This is a genomic window from Marinactinospora thermotolerans DSM 45154 (assembly GCF_900167435.1).
GTDB classification, from domain to species: Bacteria; Actinomycetota; Actinomycetes; order Streptosporangiales; family Streptosporangiaceae; genus Marinactinospora; species Marinactinospora thermotolerans.
Window position 1 is genome coordinate 230,587 of sequence record NZ_FUWS01000006.1, and the last position, 18,340, is coordinate 248,926.

At 70.5% G+C, this 18,340-nt stretch carries 15 protein-coding genes; all 15 read right to left on the minus strand.

The genetic code is table 11. From position 1 onward, the window contains the following. Positions 1 to 222: 222 nt before the first annotated feature. Entirely contained in the window at positions 223 to 540 is a 318-nt protein-coding gene (locus B5D66_RS12665; protein ID WP_078761901.1) for a hypothetical protein, read from the minus strand. Positions 541 to 1,689: 1,149 nt separating this feature from the next. Then, entirely contained in the window at positions 1,690 to 2,016 is a 327-nt protein-coding gene (locus B5D66_RS12675) for a contact-dependent growth inhibition system immunity protein (protein WP_078761903.1), read from the minus strand. A gap of 692 nt (positions 2,017 to 2,708) precedes the next feature. Further along, on the minus strand, positions 2,709 to 3,035 hold the full coding sequence (locus B5D66_RS12680; protein WP_078761904.1) for a contact-dependent growth inhibition system immunity protein: 327 nt from the start codon (positions 3,033 to 3,035) through the stop codon (positions 2,709 to 2,711). 21 nt (positions 3,036 to 3,056) lie between these two features. Further along, complete coding sequence (locus B5D66_RS12685) at positions 3,057 to 4,865, minus strand: polymorphic toxin-type HINT domain-containing protein (protein WP_078761905.1); 1,809 nt, start codon at positions 4,863 to 4,865, stop codon at positions 3,057 to 3,059. Positions 4,866 to 4,916: 51 nt separating this feature from the next. Beyond that, on the minus strand, positions 4,917 to 5,273 hold the full coding sequence (locus tag B5D66_RS12690; RefSeq protein WP_078761906.1) for a hypothetical protein: 357 nt from the start codon (positions 5,271 to 5,273) through the stop codon (positions 4,917 to 4,919). A gap of 647 nt (positions 5,274 to 5,920) precedes the next feature. Next, the gene (locus tag B5D66_RS12695; RefSeq protein WP_078761907.1) at positions 5,921 to 6,364 is read right to left on the minus strand and encodes a hypothetical protein; all 444 of its coding nucleotides are present in this window, start codon (positions 6,362 to 6,364) and stop codon (positions 5,921 to 5,923) included. Then, complete coding sequence (locus tag B5D66_RS12700) at positions 6,361 to 7,038, minus strand: hypothetical protein (protein ID WP_078761908.1); 678 nt, start codon at positions 7,036 to 7,038, stop codon at positions 6,361 to 6,363. Before B5D66_RS12700 ends, B5D66_RS12695 begins: the two co-directional genes overlap by 4 nt. 304 nt (positions 7,039 to 7,342) lie before the next feature. Next, on the minus strand, positions 7,343 to 7,696 hold the full coding sequence (locus B5D66_RS12705; protein WP_078761909.1) for an STAS domain-containing protein: 354 nt from the start codon (positions 7,694 to 7,696) through the stop codon (positions 7,343 to 7,345). After that, positions 7,693 to 8,976, minus strand: coding sequence for a SpoIIE family protein phosphatase (locus B5D66_RS12710; RefSeq protein ID WP_078761910.1), 1,284 nt, complete (start codon positions 8,974 to 8,976; stop codon positions 7,693 to 7,695). Before B5D66_RS12710 ends, B5D66_RS12705 begins: the two co-directional genes overlap by 4 nt. Before the next feature lie 25 nt (positions 8,977 to 9,001). Further along, entirely contained in the window at positions 9,002 to 9,778 is a 777-nt protein-coding gene (locus tag B5D66_RS12715) for an alpha/beta fold hydrolase (protein WP_327308461.1), read from the minus strand. Positions 9,779 to 10,831: 1,053 nt separating this feature from the next. Continuing rightward, the gene (locus tag B5D66_RS12725; protein ID WP_200813629.1) at positions 10,832 to 11,914 is read right to left on the minus strand and encodes a methyltransferase; all 1,083 of its coding nucleotides are present in this window, start codon (positions 11,912 to 11,914) and stop codon (positions 10,832 to 10,834) included. A gap of 94 nt (positions 11,915 to 12,008) precedes the next feature. After that, entirely contained in the window at positions 12,009 to 13,703 is a 1,695-nt protein-coding gene (locus B5D66_RS12730; RefSeq protein ID WP_078761911.1) for a class I adenylate-forming enzyme family protein, read from the minus strand. Positions 13,704 to 13,886: 183 nt separating this feature from the next. Then, on the minus strand, positions 13,887 to 15,341 hold the full coding sequence (gene pcaB / locus B5D66_RS12735) for a nitrosuccinate lyase (RefSeq protein WP_078761912.1): 1,455 nt from the start codon (positions 15,339 to 15,341) through the stop codon (positions 13,887 to 13,889). After that, a complete protein-coding gene (locus tag B5D66_RS12740) occupies positions 15,338 to 17,278 on the minus strand; it encodes an FAD/NAD(P)-binding protein (RefSeq protein WP_235000960.1) in 1,941 nt (646 codons plus the stop codon). The genes pcaB and B5D66_RS12740 overlap by 4 nt, the downstream gene beginning before the upstream one ends. 183 nt (positions 17,279 to 17,461) lie before the next feature. Further along, positions 17,462 to 18,304: a 2-amino-3,7-dideoxy-D-threo-hept-6-ulosonate synthase gene (locus B5D66_RS12745; RefSeq protein WP_078761914.1), complete on the minus strand. Its 843-nt coding sequence runs from the start codon at positions 18,302 to 18,304 to the stop codon at positions 17,462 to 17,464. Between the last annotated feature and the right edge of the window lie 36 nt (positions 18,305 to 18,340).

Genomic DNA, 18,340 nt, shown 5'->3' on the forward strand with positions numbered 1-18,340 from the left:
CGTGAGGACGACCGGGACCGAGAGCGGTCCCGTCCGGTGTCAGGTCCGGCAGGGCGTGCGCCGGCCGCCACTACGAGGGCGCGCCGGGGCAGGCGGTACCACCCGCTGGAGCGGTCGCCGCGCCCCGTCCGGCGCCAAGCGGACCACGATCCCCGTGGCCGCAGACCACCGGTCTCTCCTCTTTAATGCGCCGACCACCGTGAGAGGTTCTTCCATCACCCTTCAGAGGGCGATGGGCTCATACCGCATCGCGATTTCGGCGATCTCCTCAGGTGACAACTCCTCCCTGCCCTCGACATACCTATTCGGATGGTAGATGAGGCCCGTCACATAAGGGCAGAGAACTCCTCGCTCCAACCTGGCCATCTCCTCCTCGCTTTCAACACCGTTCTGATCGTTCTCCAAGATCCTCTCGACGAGTCCCATGATCTCTTCTCTGGACAGCCCCACGGGCGGATCACCTCCGTAGCGGTAACCGCCGTCAAGGATGTCACGGCGGCATGGGGACGTGACGACCTGGATATCGCCGATCCCACGCACACCGCCTCCTTGATCGGCGGGGTTCCATGATGCGGCTCATATGGACCGTGGCCTGGAATTCCCCGTTCCGGGACCACGGACGGTGCCGGACCCCCTTGGTCTTCCGGACCGGACCGCCGGGCGAGTTCAGGGTATTCGCCACCGCTTTCCAGCAGGCTTCACGGAAGACTCCGAGGGCGGAAGCGCTCCTTCCTCCAAGGTGATCGACGACCTGCCGGGGTACCCGGCCGGTACATCCTTCACCTTCTCCCGGCCACCTCCCGGTGATCACCGGGACGCTCTCCATCTGCCGCCGTTCCGAGGGTGTCACGCGGCCGGGTGGTGGCCGGAGCCTGTTCTCGCGTCTCGCCTCCCGCTCCGCTGTCGCCACGATCCTCGTTGGTGTCGTGTACGAGGATGTCCGTCCGGCCTGCCGCGCCGTGCCAGGTGTGCGGGCCGGCGGCGGACGCGTCCTCCTCATCGGCGCCGGCGCCGTCGCACAACGTGGCGGGGACGCGGTGCCGCGGTTCGCGCGGAGCCGGCCCGATCCGGTCCGGGCGGCCCACCGGGGAGGCCACGAGAGCCGCCGCCCCCTCACGCCCAGAGGGCGGGGCGAAGACCCGGACCTCTCGACCGGCGGCGGGCCGTCATCCGAGGCGCGGTTCCTCCCCACGGTGCTCACCGAGACGACCGGCCGTTTCCCCAGCCCCGCGTCCGGTCACCGTTCGCGCAACTCATCAGGGCTCCCTCCCCTGGTACCGGTATGTCTCTCATCCCTCCCAGGGTTGCCGGCCTCCGTCACACCTGGCGCGCGCAGGCCCGCGGTCAGCCCTTCTCCGGACCGGTCGTCTCCTTATCCAGGACGCCGGTGCGCGAACATGAACACGCACGCCGGCGCTTCCTCCGCGCCCCGGCCGGACACGGACAGCGGCAACCCCTGCGGACACTCCCGCAGCGCGCGGCCCAGCTCTTCGGCGGGGAGTTCCCACGCCGGCCCTCTCCGGACGGCCGGCCCGGATGGCGTGGATCCACGGTCATCTCACAGAGAGTCTCCACGGCCACCGGCCACCGGCCACAGCGGCATACCCCCTGTGAATGACGACCATGCGCATCGGCCCTGTTAACAAGGGAGGCCAGGACCAGCCGGAGCCCGCACCCGTCCGAATGCCTCTACCCCTTCTCTCGCCTCTCTTCATCCGCCAATTCCGGGTACATATCATGGATGTATCCGATCATGTCCCGCAGAACACCCCGCCAGGTCTCCGTGTCCTCATCGGGCTCGTACCCGCTCCTCCACTGGATGGTGACAAGGTGGTCGATCTCCTCCTCACTGAGATCAGAGGACAGCATCATCTCGATCTCCTGAAGAATTCTCCGCGATTCATCCAGTGCATTTACATGCCTCTTCCGGAAGATGTCCTCAAGACTATCGCCATCGAGGTCCCAGTCCTGGTGCATGCCCCCCGCAAAGAAGTCCTCCAGATATTCGTACATCATCTCTCCTCTCACACCTGTGGATCAGTCAACCGGGTAATCAATGCAGACACTGCACCCCAATGGACTATCCGGATCCCTGTCCAGGACCACGGTGGCCCTCTCCGGAGCCCCCTCCACCCATCCGGCCGGATTCTTCTCACTCCCCTGCCGAGTGAAATTCGAGGCCGTGGGCCCAGACGTCGCCGGCCAGGCTGGTGGTCATCTCGGTGGCGGTGTCGATGGGGTTGAGGACGCTGTCGACCAGGTCGGTGGCGTCGTCGGCGAGCGCGTTATCGGCGCCGGCGCCCTGGCGCGCGCAGGCCCGCGGTCAGCCCTTCTCCGGACCGGTCGTCTCCTTATCCAGGACGCCGGTGCGCGAACATGAACACGCACGCCGGCGCTTCCTCCGCACACCGGCCGGACACGGGCAGCGGCAACCCCGGCGGACACTCCCGCAGCGCGCGGCCCAGCTCTTCGGCGGGGAGTTCCCACGCCGGCCCCCTCCGGACGGCCGGCCCGGATGGCGTGGATCCACGGTCATCTCACAGAGAGTCTCCACGGCCACCGGCCACAGCGGCATACCCCCTGTGAATGACGACCATGCGTATCGGCCCTGTTGAGAAGGTAGGCCAGGACCAGCCGGAGCCCGCACTCGCCCCGAAGGTTCCAGAGCGCGCCGATACGATCCTTCGCGTACCTCCCGGATGCCTCTGCTACTCCTTCTCTCGCCTCTCTCCATCTGCCAATTCCGGATGCATGTCATGGATGTATCCGATCATGTCCCGCAGAACACCCCGCCAGGTCTCCGTGTCCTCATCGGGCTCGTACCCGCTCCTCCACTGGATGGTGACAAGGTGGTCGATCTCCTCCTCACTGAGATCAGAGGACAGCATCATCTCGATCTCCTGAAGAATTCTCCGCGATTCATCCAGTGCATTTACATGCCTCTTCCGAAAGATTTCCTCAAGACTATCGCCATCGAGATCCCAGTCCTGATGCATGCCCCCCGCAAAGAATTTTCTCAGATATTCGTACATCATCTCTCCTCTCGCACCTCTGGATCACTCAACCGGGTAAGCAGTGTAGATACTGTACCCCAATGGGCTATCCGGGTCCCTGACCAGGACCACGGTGACCCTCTCTGGAGCTCCCTCCACCCATCCGGTCGGGTTCTTCTTACTCCCCTGTCGAGCGAAAGATGTACCCAGAACTCCCTGATCGACATCTATATTCTCAAGTTCTAGTCGAACATAGCCCTTCGATCCCGTATCCACCCTCTCCAGCCACTCCTCGATCTTCACTTTCTCCTGATCAAGGACGGTCGCGACCGCACGCTCCGCGGTTTCCCTATCAGTCCATCTCGTCGCGACCCTCCCCGAAGGGGGACCGATTCCTATCGTCCGATTACGCAAATACTCATCACTGACGCCGACATGGCGCTCCAAGGTATGGCCTCCCATATCCTCGTGGGCCTGTAGGCCTCCGCCTGGTACAAGACGGCAGGCGTCGTTGTGAACGAGGACGTCTGTCCGGCCTGCCGCGACGTGGTAGGTGTGCAGGTCGGCGACGGTGAGGTTGTGGACCCGCTGGTGGGCGGTGCGGATGTCCAGGGCGGTGACCTGGATCCAGGTGCCGGCGGATGTCTGCAGCCAGGCGCCCGGCGTCAGGTCGATGGCGTCGGTCCAGGTCTGGGCGGTGGGAACCCAGAAGGGGTGGCCGTCGGTGGCGGTGAGCCGGCCGGTGTCGCCGTCGGTGTCGGTGACAGTGATCTCCACCAGCGTCGTGGGGCCGTGGCCGTCGATGAGGTCGGTGACGGGGCGCGGCCCGGACTCCCCGGTGAGAGGGTCGGTGGCCCAGACATGATCGCCGACTCCGACGTCCTCGATGGGGCGGTGGGCGCCGTCGGCCATCAGCACGAGAGTGCCGGGGACGAAGCTGTTACGGGCGCACGAGGATCCGTCGCCGTCCTGGCTGTCCTGGCCGTCCTGGTCAGGCCGGTCGTCCGGGGAGTTGGGGGGAGGCTGGCCGGGATCGGCACCGTCGGCGTGGAAGTGGGGGGTGTTGGCTCCGGGCGGGTCGGGGGTGCCCTCGGCGATGGCCTGGGTCAGCTTGCCGCCTCGGCCCAGCCACCCCACGCCGGGAATGAAGTAGGAGCCGAGGTTCCACGCGCCGCGCCCCAGGGCCCCGGCGTAGTCGCCGCTGCTCCAGGAGCCGGTGACCTCCTCGTCGACCACGCTGCGGTACAGGCTGCCCACGCTCAGCGGGGACTCCCACGCCCCGTAGCGGATGTTCTCCTTCAGGAAGGTCTCCGCGGCGCCGAGGTAGTCGCCCTCGTCAAGCCGCTCGCGGACCTGGTCGGCGGTTTCGAGGCCGTGGGCCCAGACGTCGCCGGCCAGGCTGGTGGTCATCTCGGTGGCGGTGTCGATGGGGTTGAGGACGGTGTCGACCAGGTCGGTGGCGTCGTCGGCGATCCCCCCGCCGGCGCCGGTGAGGAAGCGCCACGTGCTGTCCAGGAGCCCACCGCCGGCGTCAGCGGTGTTCTCGGAGGTGTCGGCGGCGGGCTGGATCTGCGGCTCGGCCGGCCCCGGCACAGTCTCCTCGTCGTCCCGCGAGGAGGCATCCTCCTGCTCCTCCTCAGCGGGCGGACTGTCGAGGGGATCCTGTTCCTCGTTGCCGGCGACGGGCACGTTCCCTTGATCAGCGCCGGTGCCGTCGAAGATGGAGCCGACGGCACCGGTGACGCCGTCGCGCAACGTGGTGGGGATACCAGAGCCGATCAGGACGGCCATGATGGCCGCGACCAGCATGATGACCGCGCTGTACTCGACGAAGGAGGCGCCCCGGTCGGGGTCGTGGATTCTGCGCAGCATGAAAGGCCACCGGGGGAATCAGGGGATGGGGGTGGTGGGGCCGTGGTGAGGTCAGCGGGACAGGAGCGCCTCGCGGGCCCGGGCGCGGGTGAGTAGTCCCAGGGTCAGCAGCGGCAGCAGCATCTGCGTCAGCGCGCTCGGACTGGGAAGATTGCCCAGCGCCAATAGCAGGGTCAGCACCTGAAGGACCGCGATCCCCCAGAACAGCACCCGGCCGCCGCGAGGCAGGCGCAGCGCGAACACGAGCGCGAGCACGCCGGGCAGCGCCACCCAGGTCAGCTCGCCCAGGATCACCGCGTCGACCTCGACGACCATCAACGCTCCGACCACGGCCAGCAGGGTCAGCCCGGCCGTGATGAACAGCAACAGGCGTACGGCCTTCAACTCCACCGGCAATCCGCGCTTCACGTGGCTCCTCCGGGAGGTTCTTGATTCATCGGCTCCCCTGTGCGGGGCTGGAACCACACAAATTAATCGGGATTTACCTCCACGGATGCCGCGAAATGCCCTTTAACCCCCATCTGGCCACATCAGGCCTTTCCCCTGGGGCGTCGGCGCGAAGAACCACCTGGCTGCCCTTCCGCCTGCTCCGTGTCAGCCATTCGATTCCTTCACCCGATTTGGACAAGGAGGCGAAAAGGACAGAGGATTTCCAGGCACGGCGGAACACCCGATGACGGCGAAGGGCAGCAGGAGCGTCATCGACATGGGAGAACCCGGCGCTGGACAACGCCGCCCGATATGTCGTGGAACAAGGAGCCTGATCGGTCTACGGATCCGAAAGACCTGGGGCGATTCCTCCCGATTACGCATCGCCGCGACGGTAAAGACAGAGCCCGACCTGCACAGACAGGCCGGGCCTTCCCCACGTCCGGAGGGTGGGAGGAGAACCGGGACGGTCCACGTCGCGCGTTCATCGCACACGGCGCCGAGCGTTCAGGACGCGGCTGAGCGAGACATCCAGGCGGACGCGCAACAGGCCGGAAGGTTCGTCCAGAGCCGTCTCGGCCGTCGGCTTCCTGACTCTTCGGGGTATCTCGTGACTATTGGCGCACTCACTTCGCGCGCCGTCCGCGCGTCCGGCCGATACGGCCTATGCGGGTCCCCTCCGGTACCTGTCCGTCCGACGGAAGCCGAATGGGCAGGTGGGTGGCGACTTCGGTGAGGGCGAGGTCAATGCCGGTCGACATGAGGAGGAATACCCCGCACCCGCTTCCTCCCCGCGCCGCGGCCACCGGTCGGGGACGGGCGGAAGGACGGGAGAGAACGTTGTCGGCAGGCCGGTCGCGCTGGAAAGGCTCGGTGAACTGCCGCTTGTACCCGGTTACCGTCAACTGACGCGGGCGCCGGAATTCATGCCATTCGGGCCGCGCGGATCCCGATTCGGCCGCGAGGCGTTCGGCCACCTCCCGGTCCCGGCTGTCGCTGAAGACGCCGGAACTCGCCGCGACCGCCGCCACCTCGCCTTCCAACACCTTGCGGGCCTCGTCGACCGTCATGACGGGGACGTTGGCGGCGCGCGCCTGGCCCAGCCGGGGTCGGAGCCGTCGGTTCCCGCGACGACCAGCCGCACCGTCTTGGTGAGGTTCTCGGCAACCGTCGCCCCATTGGCGAGTGCGTAGTCCAGTAGTTCCTGCATACCGGGTGCCTCGCCCACCGGCGGCAGGCGCCACCCCTTCAGCCGCCGGTTCTGTGGACGGTGGGCCGTCGCCGCCTCCTGTAGGTCCTGGATGGGGTGGGTGGCACCCGGGTTCTCGGCGGCCGCCCGCAACTCCTTGAACTCCGCTGAGGTCACGACCCCGTCGGCTTCGGCCCGCCGGCGGGCCAGGGCCAGTGTGTCCTCGTGGACCTGCTGGGCGGTGAGCTGCGTGAGGCCGGCCCGTGTCGCGAGGACGGCCAGGTTCCGGGCTTCCTCGCCGACGACCTTGCCGTCGGAGAGTGCGAGCTCAAGCAGGGATCGGTAATCGCGCAGCGCCTCAGGACGCGGCGGCGGAGGCGTCTGCGTCCGCGGCGGGCAGGCGACGAGGTCGCTCAGCCACCCGTCCGTGCCCTTGCGTATTCCCAGGACACGCGGAGCGACGAACCCCTGCCGGGGCGGCTCAGGCAACCGGACCGGGGACGGTCCTTGCCGGAACAGCGGCTGGGGAGCGTTCGCGAGGAGTTCGGGGAGCACGTGTCCGACTCCTCTGGCCGTCCCCAAAGCACCCTGCTCGCCACTCGGCCAGCTCCCCGTCAGCAACTTGGGAGGCGGTACCGACGCCCCGCCGGTCGAACCGTCACAGGACGGCGGGGGTGTCGCAGACGTCCACGACAGGACGGTGCGTGGGGACGGAGAGAACCCGACGAAGGGCGACGTGGAACCATGCGACGGTCCGCGCCGCGCTCGTCGGCCACCGGCCGGGCCCTTTCTGCATGACCCATTCCCCGGCTGGCCGGGGCCGGGCCGGTACTCCGGATACCGGACGCGCGGGGCGCGGTCAGGCGCCGCGTGAGGCGGCCTGGGCCGCGACGGTCGCGTCCGGGTACACCTGGAGGATGCGGTCGACCCCGACGATATGCAGAATGCGTGCGGTGCTGGGCGGCACCGCCGCCAGAGCGGCGTCGCCACCGGACGCCCGTGCGTGGTTCCAGGCGGCGAGGAACGCGGTGATGCCGCTGGAGTCGCAGAACGTGAGTCCCGCGAGGTCGATCACGAGCAGCGCGCCCGGCGGCACCGCCAGGCCGCCCACCGCCGCGCGGAACACGTCGGCGCTGTCGTAGTCGAGGTCGCCCATGACCTGCACCACGGGGCCCGTGGGAGCGTCCTCGACGGCCACGGACAACGAGTTCATGTCCTCTTCCCCTCCGCCGCTGCGTCCGGTGTGGCGGGCACCCCCAGGCACAGCAGCGCGGTGTCGTCGTTGAGTCCATCGCCGAATCCCGAGAGCAGTTCGACCAGGGCCGCCACGATCCCGTCCGGTCCGCCGCCCGCGTGTTCGGCGGCGAACGCGCGCAGCGCCTCCTCGCCGAACAGGCCGCGGTCGGCGCCGACACGCGCCTCGGTGAGGCCGTCGGTGTAGAGCAGCAGGCTGTCCCCGGGTTCCAGCCGGTTGTGCGCGCCGACGAACGGCGCGTCGGGCAGGATGCCCACGAGCATGCCGCCCGGGGTGTCCAGGAACTCGGCCCCGCCGTCGGCTCGCGTGATCACGGCCGGCGGGTGGCCACCACTGGCGACGCGCACGTCGAACCCGTCGCCGTCCGGTTGGAGCACCCCGAACACGGCGGTGCAGTAGCGCGGCTCGCCGCTCGTGTAGCGATCGTGGAGCGCGGTGTTGAGCGTCGCCAGCACCGCGGCCGGATCGGCGGTGTACGCGGCCGCCGTGCGCAGGGTGTACCGGGCCAGCGAGGTGAGGGACGCCGCCTCGGGCCCCTTGCCGGACACGTCCCCCAGGAAGAACGCCCACCGGTCCTCGCCGAGGGGGAACAGGTCGTAGAAGTCGCCGCCCAGCCGGTCGGGCGACGCCGTGTGGTAGTGGGTGGCCGTCACCAGGCCGGGCACGTCCGGCAGCGTGTCGGGCAGCAGGCTCTGCTGGAGCACGGCCAGCGCCGACTGCAACCGGACGCGGTCGGCCTCGGCCTGGCGCCGCGCCTCCTCGGCGGCGCGGCGGGCGCGCAGCAGTTCCGCCTCGTAGGAGCGGCGGTCGCGGGCGTCGGTCAGGGTGGTGCGGATGAGCAGCGGCTCGCCGCCGTCGCCGTTCTTGACGACCGACGTGACCAGCACCGGCATCCGGGTGCCGTCGGCCGCCCGGATCTCCAGGGCGATGCCGTTGACCTCTCCCCGCATGTGCAGCAGCGGGGCGAAGTGGGTCTCGTGGTAGAGCTTCCCGCCGACGGTCAGCAGGTCGGAGAAGCTCATCCGGCCGACCACTTCGTCCCGCTCGCGGCCCAGCCATCCCAGCAGGGTGCCGTTGACCTTGGCGATCGTGCCGTCCATCAGCGTCGACAGGTAACCGCAGGGGGCGTTCTCGTAGAGGTCCTCCGCGCTCTCCTCCAGGAGCGAGGTGAACGCCGCGTCGACCGCGGATCCGAGCCCGCGGCCGCCGTTGGCCGCGGGCTCGGATCCGCGGTTCATCACGCGCGGGCTCCGGCGAACGCGGCTATCGCCTCGGCGGTGGCCGTGGGCGCGCTGAGCTGGGGGCAGTGGCCGGTGGCGTCCAGGGTGACCAACCGACTGCCGGGGATGGCCGCCTGCACGTAGCGCCGACCTCGCGGGGGGCGATCACGTCCTGGGCGCACTCCACGATCAGCGTCGGCACGGACACCGTCTTCAGGTCGTCGCGGCTGTCGGAGAGGAAGGTGGTACGGGCGAACACGGCCGCGATGTCGGGGTCGGTCGCGCAGAACGCGTTCTCCAGCTCCCGCCCCAGCTCCGGCCGGTCCGGGTTGCCCATGATCACCGGCGCCATGGCGGCCGACCAGCCCAGGTAGTTGGAGTCGAGCGACTCCAGCAGCTCGTCGATGTCGGTGGCGCTGAACCCCCCACGGTAGCCCTCGTCGTCGATGTAGCAGGGGGACGGGGTGATCATCGCGAGCGCGCCGATGCGTTCGGGCGCGGCGGCCGCGGCGAGGACCCCCACCATGGCGCTCACCGAGTGGCCGACGAACACCGCGTCGGACAGGTCGAGGGCCGCGCACACCTCGACGGCGTCGCGGGCGTAACCGTCGAGCGTGCTGTAGCGTTCGGCGTTCCACGCCGACAGGTCGGACTTCCCCGAGCCGACGTAGTCGAACCGGACCACGCGGAAGTCCGGCTCCAGGAGTGGCACGACCAGGCGCCACAGGTTCTGGTCGCAACCGAAACCGTGTGCCAGCACCACGGTGGGCCCATCGGTCCGTCCGGTCACGACCACGTTGTTGCGCCCCAGAATGTCCATATGGCCCATTCTCCCACGTCCTTCTGAAGGTGGCTGGGTCCGCCCGCGGTTGCCGCGGGTGGACATCTCAGCGGGCCAGACCGGCCCGGTCGTCGGATTCCGGTACCGGCTCCCCGTGGTCGGACAGCCCCACCATGTCCGGACGGGTGAACTCGTCTTCGACTCAGGTGCCATCACGGGGACCCGGATGGCGAGACTCCGAACCCAGTGTACGAGGTGCGGAACATCGAGGGGTTTCGCGTCGGATCGGCCTGGAGGGCCCCGGCGTGACGCGTACGGGCGAAGGCGCGCGTCGGTACTGCTCCGGCGAACCGGCCGAGCGGGGCAGGGACGGCAGCCCACAACGCTCACTCCCGTGGCACGTCGGCCGGTTCCCCGCCGGAGGTGCCCGTACCGGCCTGTCAGCGGATCTCCTCTCCTCCTGCCCCGGGGAGCGGGGACGACCGCGGGAACACGGTTCCGAACGGACCGACCGGGTCTGCGGGACAGGGCGACGGCGACCTCCCCGGTCCTCGGTCGCGGCGTTCCGGCTCCTGACCACTGTTCTCGAAGGACGCACAGGAGCGCCGGGTTCCGCACCCTCGTCGGCGCGGGCCGCCCCTGGTCGATGGAGTCACCGACCTGCCGGGGCGGCATCCCGCCGCGGTCGGCGGGAGCACGCCCCCGCCGCCCACCTGGAAGCCGTGCCCCGGGGAGGGCTGAACCTCTGGGGGCGGCTGCCGGACACCACCGATCCGCCCGGGCTCGTCGAGGAGTGCGAGCGCGCCGGGGTCGTCGTCGCCCCCGGCGACGAGTGGTTCCCCGCCGAGCCCACCGGTCCCCGCCTTCGGCCCGACTACGCGGGTCCGAACCCCGGCGCCTTCCCGATGGCGCGCGCGTCATCGGGAAGGCGCTCGCCCGGCAGCGGGCGGGATGAGGGGCGGCGCCGTGGTCGGCGGGAGCGCGCTCCGTTCCGCTCGGCCTCTTGGGCGTCCGGTGGCCCGGGCGGGCCGGCGGACGGGGCCGGCCTCCCCGGTTTCCCGAGCCGGCCCCGCGTTCCTCCGCCGTCCGCCGTCACATGTGGTGGGCGACGATCACGCTGGTCGGGGAGGGCGTCGAACGGATCTCGGAGATCCGCAGCCCCGCCCGCCGGAACAACGGCACCAGTTCGTCCTCGGTCCGGATGTGCCCGCGTAGCAGCGTCAGCATGACGATGTCCTCGAACTTGCCGAAGTGGGGCGAGTTGTTCGACGGGGGAACCTCGTCGATCACCAGCAGCGTGCCGCCGGGTTCCATCGCCCGGCCGATGTTGGCGAGCATCCGTTCGGCGTCGGCGTCGTCCCAGTCGTGCAGGGTCCAGGAGACGACGTAGAGGTCTCCCCCTCCGGGAACCCGTTCGAGGAAGTCACCCCCCTCGCAGCGCACCCGATCCTCGAGCCCGGCGCCTTGGATGACCTCCCTTGCCTCGGGGACGACGCGCGGCAGGTCGTACACCACGGCGGTCAGATCCGGGTAACGCTGCGCGATCAGGGAGACGAGGTGTCCCTGTCCCCCTCCGACGTCCACCAGGTGGCGTACGCCGCCGAAGTCGTAGTGCTCCAGGACCTCGGAGTTGATCCGGCGGGACATGGTGCCCATGGCCCGGTTGAACAGGGTGGCGAGCTCACGGTGCTCCCCGAAGTACTCCCACCAGGACTTCCCGTGCACGTGGTCGAAGGCCGGCTCACCGGTGCGCAGACTGTGGGAGACGTTCGCGAACGCCTGCTGGCGGGCGGGAAGGCCGACGTACCTGGCGACGTCGCGCATCGACCCCTGCTCGTCGCTGCACAGGGTGCGGGACAGCGGGGTGTGCTCGAAGACCTCCGGCTCCACCTCCGCGAACACGCCGGTGCTGGCCAGCGCGCGCATCACCCGGTAGAGGGCGCCGGGGTGGGCGCCGGTGGCCGCCGCCAGTTCGCGCACGGGGCGCCGGCCCGCCGTCAGCTCGTCGGCCAGGCCGATGTCGGCGACCGCGACCAGGAGCTGGCTGACGAGGGAGCTGTAGAGCATCTCGTACATGCGCACGGCCGGGGGCCGGTCTCCACCTCCCAGTACGCCCCCCGGCATGTCGGGGATGCCCGTGGCCTGGAACGAGTTGTTCTCCGCTGTCGCCGTCATCGTCGTCTCCTCGACTGTGCGTTCTTCCCTGCCCGTCCGGCCGGCGCGGGCGGCCGGCCGCCGCCTCCCGTGGCCGCGTGCTCCCGGCGGGTACTCACGAGACGCCCGACCCCGCGAGCGCCGAAACGTACATCTCCCGCATCCGCCGCTTGAGGACCTTCCCGGTCGGCCCGGTGGGGAACTCATCGGGGCCGGCGGCCACGGTCACCCCTCGCAGCGGTACCAGCCCCGCCTCGGCGAGCGCCGCGTTGAGCGTGTCGAGAAGGCTGCCGGGGGCAGGTGTTCCCGCCCTCAGCCGGACGACGGCGAACGGGGCCTGGTCCCCGGCCACGGGGTCCGGCACGGCGATGACCGCGCAGTCGTCGACCACGGGGTCGGTCAGGACGACCTCCTCGATGGGCAGGCTGTACACCGGCCCGTCGGCCGTGTGGATGACATCGGGCGAACGGTCCAGGTGGTAGATCCTGCCGTCCTCGGTGCGGTACACGACGTCACCGGTCAGCCAGTACCCGGAGTAGGACGACTGGATGGTGCGGCGGGAGTCGTTCCAGTACCCCGGCGTGACCGTGGGCGTCCGCACCCCGAGGCGCCCCGGCTCGCCCGGCCCCAGGGGCCGTCCGGCGTCGTCGAGGACCGCGACCTCCTCGACGATGTCGATCGGTGTGCCGACGCACCGGCCGTAGTCCCCGCTCTCTGGCTCGCTGACCTTCCGGAAGAGGGCCATTCCCATCTCCGAGGAGCCGAGCCCGTCAATGAACCTCGACCCCGGGCGGTGCCCGCCGTTCCCGTCGGGCCGGCGCCCGTAGCGGACCAGGGCGCGGATGTGCGCCTCGTGGGCGGAGTCGCCGGTGTTGATCCACGTGTGCACCTGCGCGCTTCCCGGCCCGGACAGGTCGAGGGCGGCGAGCTCGACGTAGGTCTGTGGAAAGGCCGCCACCACGGTGGGCTCGAACCTGTCCATGGCGGCGCGCACCGACGCGCCGTCGTTGTCGGTCATGACCATGGTGGGCAGCCCCAGGAGGGTCGCCGTCATCAGGTAGCTGATGCCCGCGGAGTGGGACTGCGGGAGCGCGGTCAGCAACCGGTTGCCCTCCTCCGCCTGCGGGAAGGTGAGCAGACGCTCCCGCTTGCCAAGGAAGAACTGTCGGTGGCCGAACATCGCGGCCTTGGGTGGGCCGGTCGTCCCCGACGTGTGGCAGAGCATGACGGGGTCGGGGTCGGCGTGGGGGTAGGGGAACACGCCGGGGAGCGCCGTCCCCGAGGCGGGCTCGGCGGGGATCTCGGCCGCGTCCGCGCACCACAGCAGTCCGCCGGCGTCCAGGCCGGCGTCCCTGAGCGCGGCCAGGTGCCCCGTGGTGGCCACGACCCCGACCGCGCCGATCCGGGCGACGTAGTCGGCCGCCACGGGTGCCGGCATCCGCCCGTTGACCAGGGCGGGGACGGCACCCAGGGAGCTCAGGGCGAGGAAGTGGAGGAAGTAGCCCACCCCGTCGTCGAGGTAGACGGCGACCGGATCCCCCTTGGTGACCCCCGCCGCGTGGTACCACCCCGCGTACGTGTCACGGGTACGGACGAGCTGTTCGACGCTGAGGGGGCGGGCCTGCTCAGGGGAGCCCCCGCGCGCGACCGTCCACAGGAACGGCCGGTCACCGGCCGGGTGGACGGCGGCGACCCGGTCGAGGAAGTTGCCCATGCCGAGGTCCTCGTCGGCGAACAGCCGTCTGCGCGCTTCCAGCGGAACAGCGGCGGAGGGGGGATAAGAGTGGGAAGAGAATGAGTGGACGACCATCGGAACACTCCTCCACATGACCGTGGCGGCGCCTTGACGCCGGACTGTGAAATGATTTCGAAGGGTTTTCGCTCCGCCATCCCGGCAACACGGCACATTCCGAGAGAGTCGGTGTCCCGCTTCCGCCGAGGGCATACCGTGTTCGCGCCACGACGTCTCCGTGCGCGTCTTCCGCTTTCTCGCTCACCGGGCCGGGTCTGGCACCGTCTCCTTCGGCGTGGCCGGCCGGTGCTGGCCGAGCGCGTGGTCGACCAGGTGAACCGCTGCTCCGGTGTATCCGGCCGGATCGCACAACCCCACGAGGTCGTCGAGGGAGAACTTCCCGGCCGTCGCGGGCTCGTGGGCGAGGGCGGCGAAGAGCAGCTCGGCCTGTTCCGGCCCGCCCCCGGCCGTCCGCCCGGCGCAGTCGGCCACCAGGGCGCGGGCTCTGGCCCGCCCCAGCAGCGGTGCCAGTACCGCCGCCACGCGCTCGCTGGTCACGGCACCCGCCTCCACCGCCACGTTGCGCACCATCCGGTCGGGCCTGACACGCAGCCCCGCGACCAGTTCGACGAGGGTGTGGGTGGACCCTCCGGTGAGCCTGAGACACTCGCGCAGCGGCTGCCACTCGGCGTGCCAGGCCCCGCCGGACCGCTCGTCCTCCGCGGCCACGCACTGGAGCAGCCCCGCGGTAAGGGCGGGCACCTGGAGGGCGGCGCTGCGGATCAGGGTGGCCAGGACGGGGTTGCGTTTGTGGGGCATGGCCGAGGAGGCCCCCCTGCCCGCAGGGCCCGGCTCCACCACCTCCCCGATCTCGGTACGGGACAGGGTGAGGACGTCGACGGCGATCTTGCCGAGCGCCCCAGCCGTGAATCCCAGCACCGACGCGAGATCGGCGATCGGCGTGCGCAGGCTGTGCCAGGGCAGCGTCTGGGGTGCCAGGCCGGTCTCCCGGGCGAAGGCCCGCACCAGGCGGTTGGTGTGGCGGGCCCGCCCCTTTCCCGAGAGCTCCCCCTCCGGCGCGGCGTACTCCAGGTAGCCGGCCAGTGTCCCCGCGGCTCCTCCGAGCGAGACCGGCAGCCCGCCGTCGAGCAGCCGTGAGACCCGTTCGCGGGCGTCCACGAGCAGGTGACGCCACCCCACGGCTTTGAGACCGAAGGTGATGGGCACCGCCTGCATGGCGAGGGTCCGCCCGGCCATGAGGGTGTCCCGGTGCTCGTGCGCAAGCGTCTCCAGGCCACGGATGGCCGAGGACAGGTCGGCGCGGATCAGCCGCAGGGCCCGCTGGGAGACCAGCATCGCACCGGTGTCGAAGACGTCCTGGCTGGTCGACCCCTGGTGGACGTACTCGGCGGCGTTCGGGTCGCGCTCGGCGACACACCTGGTGAGCTCCCTCACCAGGGCCACCACCGGATTGGCGTTCTCTCGGGCGGCGACCGCGACCGCGCGCAGGTCGACGCATCCGGACGTGGCCACCCTGGTGATGGCCTCGGCCGCCGACCGGGGCACGACGCCCAGCCCGGCCTGGGCCCGGGCGAGCGCCGCCTCGGCCTCCAAGATGGCGCGCAGCCACGCGGCGTCGGAGACGACCCGTTCCACCGGGGTGGCGGCCCGCACCGGCGAGAGCAGTCCCGCGTCGATCTGCTCCTCCCCGGTCACACGATCACCTCTGTCAGGTCGCCGCGCGACGCGGCCACCCGGTCCCCGACCGGAACGTGCACGGCGGGTGCCAACGCGAGCACCGACCGCGCGATCGCGTCGGAGTCGCCCAGGGTGACCGAGTCGACCCCGGGACGGGTCCCCGCGGCCGTGACCCAGTGCACCGCCTCGGTGGGCACCCCGTAGGCGAAGCGGCGCGGGTGGACCCGGCCGCGCCCGTCGACCAGGTGGTAGGGGCGTTCGGTGACCGCGAGCCCGCCGGTCTCGTAGCAGCCGCCCCCCTGGCACGCGATCCGGTAGGGGACGACCTGGTCGCTGTTCAACAGGTGGGTGAGCAGGGGGTCGTCCACCCGGCGCAGGTCGGGTTCGGGAAGCCGGGCCTCGATGAGGGCCTTCGACCGAATCGGAGGGCCCGGCACCTGGTCGGAGACCGCGACGAACCCGGGGAGGGAGGCGTCGAAGCGGACCTGGGTGCCCGGGCCGGTGATCTCCACGACCCCGGCCTCGATCAGCGCGATGAGCTCCCTGATCCGCGAGGCGGGCGGGCCGATCGACAGGAAGGCGTTGAGGGGCGTGTACCAGCCCTGCAGTTCGTCACGGTAGGACCTCCCGTCCAGCCCCCCGTGGTCGACCGCGAGCCTGACCTCGTTACGCAGGTCGCGCAGTACGTCCAGGGCCGCCTTGAGCGGTCCGTCGACGTTTCCGGCCTCGGCCGCGCGGACGTCCTGGGCGAGGTGGTCGAGAAGCCAGGCCTGGAATCCGGCCCGGCTGGTGAAGACCCGCCCCTCGTGGGGGCGGCCGAGCCGGCGCCAGTCCCACCGGTCGGCGGGCACGATGCCGTACTCGGTCGACAGCGCGACGGCCCCCGCCTCGTCCTCCACGAGGAAACGGGAGGTGAAGGTCTCGGCCGCGGTGGCATCCCCCCGCGAGCGCAGCAGGGTGGCGTAGTAGACGCTCTCGACCTCCCGCCTGATCAACGGCCACAGATCCCGGGAGAAGCTCAGCCCTTCCGGGGAGAGCCGGCGGAGGCGTTCGATCGTCGCGGCCGTGAACAGGCGGGGGACGTGACGTCCCGCGGCCCCCTTCTGGTTACGCCCGCGCGCGTGGTAGGGGATGCCCCGGCGAGAGAACCCGTAGATGACCGGTTCTGCACCGGAGGGGTGGTACACCAGGCGGTCCGCCCGCTCCTCGAACCTCCCGCCCCGCCCCTGGGTGAGCAGGGTCACGTAGTCGAAGAAGTTGAGTCCAAGACCGCGGAGCAGCACCGGCCGCCCCGCCTCGACCCCGCTCAGATCCACGTCGGCGGGGTTGTCGGGGGTGACGTAGACGAGCCCGTGGATGCGGGCCAGGCTGGTGGTGCGGGCCTGTTGCGCGCTTCGGCGGACGGGCAGATGGCCCTGGGCCAAGACGATGGCGTCCAGGAAGTTCAGGCTCGTCCCGTTCTCCATACGGATGCCCTGCGGGCCGCCTTGGACCCCGTAGGCGTCGGCCATCGCCAACGCCCGGGTGGCGTGGACCCGGACCCGGACGTTGGCCGGCGCCCCGGCGACGATGCGGGCGAAACAGGCACGCAGGTAGCAGCCGTACAGGGCCCGCGTCGGATAGGAGTCGGGTCCCAGGCCGCGCGCCTCCACCAGGATCTCCTCGTCGTAGCCGTCGAACTCACCGAGGAGGGCCAGCCCTTGGGCCCAGTCGTAGAGGCTGGGGCCCGGTTCGATCGGCCCGTCGATCTGGACGCTGTCGTCGGTGTAGACCGTGATCTGGGACGCCACGGTGTTCATCAGCAGGAGCCGCGACTGGTCGGTGCGCCACACCGCCCCCGCTCCCGGGGGGAAGGAGTCGATGAGGTGGACCGTCACCTCCCGATGCGAGGAGTCTCTCCTCGCGTTGGCGCACAGCCGCTCCAGCACCGACAGCCCGCGGGGGCCCGCCCCCACGATGCCCACCTCGAAACCGCGCTTCTCCCCGGGTCCCGGACCGCGATCACGGCCCTGTCTCATTCGTGGGTCGTCAGACATCGCATCACTTCTCCAGCAGACGGTGGTGGAAGGGAGGAGCACCGCCCGCGCGCGGGCGGTGGCGGCGCCGCGGCCCGGTAAGGCCCGGGCACGGCCGGACGGTCAGCGCGGCAGGCTCATCTCCGCGTGGTCACGGACTCCGCCCACCGACCGGGAGAACCCCTCGGAGGCGAGCAGGGGGTGGATGACCTCCGCCACCCGGCGGGCCATTTCGCCCGGCGCGGGGGCCTCGAAGATGTTCCGGCCCATGGCCACGCCCGACGTGCCCGCGCTGAGCAGCCGGGATACTTGGGCCACGACGTCGGCGGAGGCCTGCCCCGCAGGCCCGCCCGCGGTGATGACCGGCACGGAGCTTTGGGCCACGACGTCGGCCATCTCCTCCGGCGTCCGCGCCCACGGCAGTTTCACGATGTCGGCGCCGAGGTCGGTCGCGAGCGACGCGGCGTGCGCGAGCAGCCCGGGATCACGCGGATCGGTGATGCGCGGACCGCGCGGGTACATCATGGCCAAAAGCGGGATCCCCCACTCGGCGCAGGCGTCGGCGACCGCGGCGAAGTCCGCTATCTGCCTCCGTTCGTCGTCGGACCCCAGGTTCACGTGGACGCTCACCGCGTCGGCGGCCAACCGGACCGCGGCCTCGACACTGGAGACCAGGTACTTGGCGTCGGGGTCGGGCGCGTGCATGGTGCTCGCGCTCAGGTGGACGATGAGCCCGATGTCCGCGAAACGGCGGGGGTCCACGAACGCCACGCGCCCCTTGTGCACGACGACGGCGTCCACCCCGTTCTCCGCCAGGGTCCCGACGAGCGGATCGAGGGTGCGCGCGGGCACGATGGGCCCGTCCGCGACCGAATGGTCCAGGGGCACCACGAAGAGCCGGCCGTCACCGTAGCGGTGGAGACGGCGCATCCGCAGTAACGTGGCCGACGATCGGAAGTTCGTCATTACTCTGCCTCTCTGGTGGGTCTCGGTTGTTCCGGG